Origin of the sequence: Pseudomonas sp. BF-R-01 (assembly GCF_019946615.1) — a bacterium.
GTDB lineage: Bacteria > Pseudomonadota > Gammaproteobacteria > Pseudomonadales > Pseudomonadaceae > Aquipseudomonas > Aquipseudomonas migulae.
Map to the genome: position 1 here is coordinate 68,500 of NZ_JAGYFX010000020.1, position 6,408 is coordinate 74,907.

The 6,408-nt window shown below is 61.5% G+C and carries 6 protein-coding genes; all 6 read left to right on the forward strand.

Translation table 11 applies throughout. The features are described 5' to 3' along the window. Positions 1-83: 83 nt before the first annotated feature. Positions 84-1,325 carry an SfnB family sulfur acquisition oxidoreductase gene (locus KGB27_RS10555; RefSeq protein WP_223554304.1) on the forward strand — a complete coding sequence of 414 codons (1,242 nt, stop codon included), beginning with the start codon at positions 84-86 and terminating at the stop codon, positions 1,323-1,325. Positions 1,326-1,348: 23 nt separating this feature from the next. Further along, a complete protein-coding gene (locus tag KGB27_RS10560) occupies positions 1,349-2,542 on the forward strand; it encodes an SfnB family sulfur acquisition oxidoreductase (protein WP_223415274.1) in 1,194 nt (397 codons plus the stop codon). Then, positions 2,542-3,900 (forward strand): LLM class flavin-dependent oxidoreductase, encoded by a 1,359-nt coding sequence (locus KGB27_RS10565; RefSeq protein ID WP_207285576.1) that lies wholly within the window; start codon positions 2,542-2,544, stop codon positions 3,898-3,900. The genes KGB27_RS10560 and KGB27_RS10565 overlap by 1 nt, the downstream gene beginning before the upstream one ends. 120 nt (positions 3,901-4,020) lie before the next feature. Then, positions 4,021-4,830, forward strand: a complete 810-nt coding sequence (locus KGB27_RS10570) for a MetQ/NlpA family ABC transporter substrate-binding protein (RefSeq protein WP_008040184.1) — start codon at positions 4,021-4,023, stop codon at positions 4,828-4,830. A gap of 2 nt (positions 4,831-4,832) precedes the next feature. Continuing rightward, positions 4,833-5,954 carry a methionine ABC transporter ATP-binding protein gene (locus KGB27_RS10575; RefSeq protein WP_223554306.1) on the forward strand — a complete coding sequence of 374 codons (1,122 nt, stop codon included), beginning with the start codon at positions 4,833-4,835 and terminating at the stop codon, positions 5,952-5,954. Next, positions 5,944-6,408 (forward strand): methionine ABC transporter permease (locus KGB27_RS10580; RefSeq protein WP_223554308.1); only part of this gene is annotated, 465 nt, incomplete at its 3' end. The genes KGB27_RS10575 and KGB27_RS10580, both read left to right, overlap by 11 nt.

The following is a 6,408-nucleotide window of genomic DNA, read 5'->3' on the forward strand; positions in this document are numbered from 1 at the left end:
TGTGAGGTAGGTATGGTCCGGAACACAATCACCCCAGTGCAGATCGCCAGGGCATTGCGTGCAGCAGCCAAGGAGCGGCACTGATGTCCAGTCTGGCAGATGCAATCGTCCAGAGTGATCTGGACATCGCCCCGTTGTTGTTGCCCGCGCAGGTTTTGCGCAACGACGCACAAGCAATCAAGGCCGCCCATGAGCTGGCGCAGGTCGCCCGCCAACAAGCGGCTAAACGCGACCGTCAGCGCAAGCTGCCGTGGTCGGAAATCGAACAGTTCACCCGCAGCGGCCTGGGCAGCATTGCCATCCCTCGCGAATACGGCGGCCCGCAGGTTTCGTTCGTCACCCTGGCCGATGTTTTTGCGATCATTTCCGCAGCCGATCCGGCACTGGGGCAGATCCCGCAGAACCAGTTCGGCATTCTCAACCTGGTGCTCGGCAGCGCGACCGAAGCGCAGAAAAAACAGCTGTTCAAGAGCGTGCTCGAAGGTTGGCGCATCGGCAATGCCGGGCCGGAGCGCGGCACTAAAAATACCCTGGAACTCAAGGCACGGATCACCGCCGACGGCGACGGATTTGTCATCAGCGGGCAGAAGTTCTACTCCACCGGCGCCCTCTTCGCCCACTGGGTGGCGGTCAAGGCGCTGAATGACGACGGCAAGCAAGTGCTGGCCTTCGTCCGTCGCGGCACACCGGGCTTGCGGATCGTTGATGACTGGTCCGGTTTCGGCCAGCGCACTACCGCCAGCGGCACCATTTTGCTCAACAACGTGCGGGTCGACGCCGAGCTGGTGGTGGATAACTGGAAGATCAACGACAAGCCGAACATCCAGGGCGCCGTCTCGCAGCTGATTCAAGCGGCCATCGACGCCGGCATCGCTCGCGGCGCCATCGACGACGCCATCGAATTCGTGAAAGCCCGCGCTCGCCCATGGATCGACGCCAAGGTCGAACGCGCCAGCGATGATCTTTATGTGATCGCCGACATCGGCAAACTGAAAATCGAACTGCACGCCGCTGAAGCGCTGCTGCGCAAAGCCGGGCAGGTACTCGATCAGGTCAACGCCGCGCCGCTCACCGCCGAGTCCGCCGCCCGTGCCTCGATTGCCGTGGCCGAAGCCAAGGTGCTGACCACCGAGATCTCGCTGCAGGCCAGCGAAAAGCTCTTCGAACTGGCCGGGAGCCGCGCCACCCTCGCCGAATTCAACCTCGACCGCCACTGGCGCAACGCCCGCGTGCACACGCTGCACGATCCGGTGCGCTGGAAGTATCACGCCGTCGGCGCCTATCACCTCAACGGCACGCTCCCCGCTCGCCACTCCTGGATTTAACGACCAGACACCTGGAGAAACACATGACAATTTCTCACCACGTCGCGGTCATAACCAGCGATGAGCAAGCCCTGATCGTCGCCAGTGACCTGGCCGAAGACTTCAAACGCGACAGCGCCCTGCGCGACCGTGAACGCCGTTTGCCGCACCCGGAACTGGAAGTGTTTTCCCGCTCGGGCCTGTGGGGCATCAGCGTGCCAAAAGAGTACGGCGGCGCCGGAGTTTCCAACGTCACGCTGGCCAAGGTGATCGCCTTGATCGCCCAGGCTGACGGCTCCCTCGGGCAAATTCCGCAGAACCATTTTTACGCCCTCGAAGTGCTGCGCGTGAACGGCAGCGCCGAGCAGAAAAAACGTCTCTATGCAGAAGTGCTGGCCGGCCAGCGTTTCGGCAATGCACTCGCCGAACTCGGCACCAAAACCGCCCACGACCGCGTCACCAGTCTGACCCGCGACGGGGACGGCTATCGCATCAACGGCCGTAAGTTCTACGCAACAGGCGCGATCTACGCGCAGCGCATCCCGACCTCGGTGGTGGATGAAAACGGCGTGCAGCAACTCGCATTCGTACCACGCGACAGCAAAGGCCTGACAGTCATCGACGACTGGAGTGGTTTCGGCCAGCGCACCACCGGCAGCGGTTCGGTGGTGTTCGAAGACGTCTTTGTGGCCGCCGAAGACGTGATCCCGTTTCAAAGCGCCTTCGAACGCCCGACCCCGGTAGGCCCGTTAGCGCAGATTCTTCACGCCGCCATCGACACCGGCATCGCCCGCGCTGCCTATGAAGACGCGCTGCATTTCGTGCGGACCAAAACCCGGCCATGGATCGACGCCACGCATGAAAAAGCCATCGACGACCCGCTGACCATCAAGAGCTTCGGCCACCTGAGCATTCGTCTGCACGCCGCCGAAGCCCTGCTGGAACGCTCCGGTGAATTCCTCGACAAGGCTCAAGCCGACACCAACGCACAGACCGTTGCCGCCGCGTCGATTGCCGTCGCCGAAGCCCGCGCCATCAGCACCGAAATCTCCCTTGCCGCCGGCAGCACGCTGTTTGAACTGGCCGGCAGCCAGGCGACCCTGATCGAACACGGACTGGATCGCCATTGGCGCAACGCTCGGGTGCACACGCTGCACGACCCGGTGCGCTGGAAGTATCACGCCGTGGGCAACTACTACCTCAACGATGAAAACCCTCCGTTGCGAGGGACCATCTGATGGCCGGTGAGAAAAAGAAGATCCTGCTCAACGCGTTCAACATGAACTGCATCGGGCACATCAACCATGGGTTGTGGACGCACCCACGGGACACCTCGACTCAATACAAAACCATCGAGTATTGGACCGAACTGGCGCAGTTGCTGGAGCGCGGTTTGTTCGACGGTTTGTTCATCGCTGACATCGTCGGCGTGTACGACGTCTACCAGAACTCGGTGGACGTGCCGCTGAAAGAATCGATCCAGCTGCCGGTCAACGATCCGTTGCTGCTGGTCTCGGCGATGGCGGCGGTGACGAAAAACCTCGGTTTCGGCCTGACCGCCAACCTGACGTATGAACCGCCGTACCTGTTCGCCCGACGCATGTCGACGCTCGATCACCTGAGCCGCGGCCGGGTCGGCTGGAACATCGTCACCGGCTACCTCGACAGCGCCGCCAAAGCCATGGGCCTGAGCGAACAAGTGGAGCACGACCGTCGTTACGACCAGGCCGACGAATACCTCGAAGTGCTCTACAAACTCTGGGAAGGCAGTTGGGAAAACGGTGCGGTGCTCAACGATCCGCAGCAACGGATCTACGCGCAGCCCGACAAAGTGCACAAGGTCGAGCACAAGGGCGAGTTCTATCAGGTCGAGGGTTATCACCTCTGCGAACCTTCACCGCAGCGCACGCCGGTGCTGTTCCAGGCCGGCAGTTCGGATCGCGGTTTGCTGTTCGCCGGGCGCCACGCCGAATGCGTGTTCATCAGCGGCCAGAACAAACCGTCGACCAAGGTTCAGGTGGACAAGGTGCGCGCCAGCGCCGTCGAGGCCGGGCGCAATCCTGAGGACATCAAGGTGTTCATGGGGCTGAACGTGATCGTCGGCGCCACCGAAGAGCTGGCCTGGGCCAAGCACGCCGAATACCTGAGCTACGCCAGTGCCGAGGCCGGCGTGGCGCATTTCTCGGCATCGACCGGGATCGATTTTTCCGAGTACGCCATCGACGAACCGATCCAGTACGTGAAGAGCAACGCGATCCAGTCGGCAACCAAAAACCTGCAAAACAACGACTGGACCCGGCGCAAATTGCTCGAACAACACGCCCTCGGTGGCCGCTACATCACGGTCGTTGGCTCGCCGGAGCAAGTGGCCGATGAGCTGGAATCGTGGATCGCCGAGACCGGGCTGGATGGCTTCAACCTGACACGAATTGTCACGCCGGAAAGCTATGTGGATTTCATCGAACTGGTGATTCCCGAGTTGCAGCGGCGTGGGTCGTACAAGACCGCTTATGACGACGGCAGCCTGCGGGAGAAGCTGTTTCACGCAGAGGCGCATTTACCTGAGCAACACACCGGCTCCGCGTTTCGCCGTTAAAAGCTTCGCGAGCAAGCTTCGCTCCTACAGGGGATCGCAGTGCCTTTGTAGGAGCGAGGCTTGCCCGCGAAGAGGCCCGACCAAACACCCCAAATTTATGCACTGACTGGAAAAAACATCATGAAAAAGAACTACCTCTCTCACCCAGTCAAAGCACTGGCCCTGGCCCTCGGCCTCTTCAGCTCCATCACCTTCGCCGCCGACGCGCCGCTGAAAGTCGGCACCACCGCCGCCTTCGCCATCCCGCTGGAAGCCGCCGTCGCAGAAGCCAATAAACAAGGCCTGAAAGTCGAACTCGTCGAGTTCACCGACTGGATCGCGCCCAACGTCAGCCTCGCCGCCGGCGACATCGACGTGAACTACTTCCAGCACGTGCCGTTCCTGGAAAACGCCAAGGCTGCCGCCGGTTTTGACCTGGTGCCGTTCGCACCGGGCATCATCAACAACGTCGGCCTCTACTCGAAAAAATACAAAAGCTTCGACGAGCTGCCGGAAGGCGCCAGCGTCGCCATCGCCAACGACCCGATCAACAGCGGTCGCGGCCTGCAACTGCTGGCCAAGGCCGGCCTGATCACGCTCAAGCCGGGCGTCGGCTACAAGGCCACCGAAGAAGACATCATCGCCAACCCGAAGAAGATCAAAATCCTGCAAGTCGAAGCGGTGCAACTGGTGCGCGCCTATGACGACGCCGATCTGGTCCAGGGCTACCCGGCCTACATCCGCCTGGCGAAGACCTTCGATGCCGGTTCCGCGTTGCTGTTCGACGGCCTCGATCACAAGGAATACGTGATCCAGTTCGTGATCCAGCCGAAAAACAAAGCCGACCCGCGCCTGATCAAATTCGTCGACATCTACCAGCATTCGCCAGCCGTTCGCGCAGCGTTGGATAAGGCCCACGGCAAACTCTATCAAGCCGGTTGGGAAAGCTGAGAATGACGGCCGCGATCCAACGGCGACTGGATATTCCAGAGCCTCAGCAAGCTAAACAGACCGAACTGCACCCCGACCTGAATCGTGCTCACGTACGCTTCATCGGCCTGGGTAAAACCTACAACGGCCAGCAAGGTCCGGTGGCGGCGCTGCACGGCATCGACCTGGCAATCCAGCGCGGTGAAGTGTTCGGCATCATCGGCCGCAGCGGCGCCGGCAAGTCGTCGCTGATCCGCACCATCAACCGTCTCGAACAACCGAGCACGGGACGTGTGCTGATCGATCAAGTGGACATCGGCGAGTTCGATGAAGACCGCCTGGTGGCGCTGCGTCGGCGCATCGGCATGATCTTCCAGCACTTCAACCTGATGTCGGCCAAGACGGTTTGGCAGAACGTCGAATTGCCGCTGAAAGTCGCCGGCGTGCCCAAGGAAAAACGCGAGCAGAAAGTTCGTGAGCTGCTGGAACTGGTCGGCCTGCAAGAGAAGCACAAGGCCTACCCGGCGCAGCTTTCCGGCGGGCAGAAACAGCGCGTCGGCATCGCCCGCGCGCTGGTGCACGACCCGGAGATTCTGTTGTGCGACGAGGCCACTTCGGCGCTGGACCCGGAGACCACGCAATCGATCCTCGGCCTGCTGCGCGAGATCAATCAGCGCCTGGGCCTGACCATCGTGCTGATCACTCACGAGATGGCGGTGATCCGCGACATCTGCGACCGCGTCGTGGTGTTGGAGCATGGCCGCATCGTTGAGCAAGGCCCGGTGTGGGAAGTCTTCGGCAACCCGCAGCATGAGGTCAGCAAAACCTTACTGGCGCCGTTGCAACACGCGTTGCCGCAGGAACTGCAAAGTCGTCTCCAGGCGCAACCACAGTCGTCCGACGCCGCCGTGGTCCTGCGTTTGCAATTCACCGGCAGCGCCACCGACGAACCGGATCTGGCCGCGCTGTTCGCCGCCCTCGGCGGTCGCGTGCGCTTGTTGCAAGGTGGCGTGGAACGGATTCAGGGCCATGCGCTGGGGCAATTGCTGCTGGCGGTGACCGGCTCGCCGCTGGGCGCGGTAGAACTGCGTCAACGCGCCGGCAACTGGGCACAACAGGTGGAGGTGCTGGGTTATGTGGTTTGATCGGTTGCTGCAAGGTTTCATCGACACGTTTTTGATGGTTGGCGTGTCGTCACTGATCGCGCTGCTGGCGGGGATTCCGCTGGCGGTGATCCTGGTCACCAGCTCCAAGGGCGGGATCTACGAAGCACCGGCGCTGAACCGCGCCTTGGGTGGGTTCGTGAACCTGTTTCGCTCGATTCCGTTTTTGATTTTGATGGTGGCGTTGATTCCGTTTACCCGGTTGATCGTTGGCACCACGTATGGCGTATGGGCGGCCGTGGTCCCGCTGACGATTGCGGCCACGCCGTTCTTTGCGCGTATCGCCGAAGTCAGTTTGCGTGAGGTGGATTACGGTTTGATCGAAGCAGCGCAGGCGATGGGATGCCGGCGTTGGCACATCGTTTGGCATGTGTTGTTGCCGGAAGCGCTGCCAGGGATTGTCGGTGGTTTCACGATCACCTTGGTGACCATGATC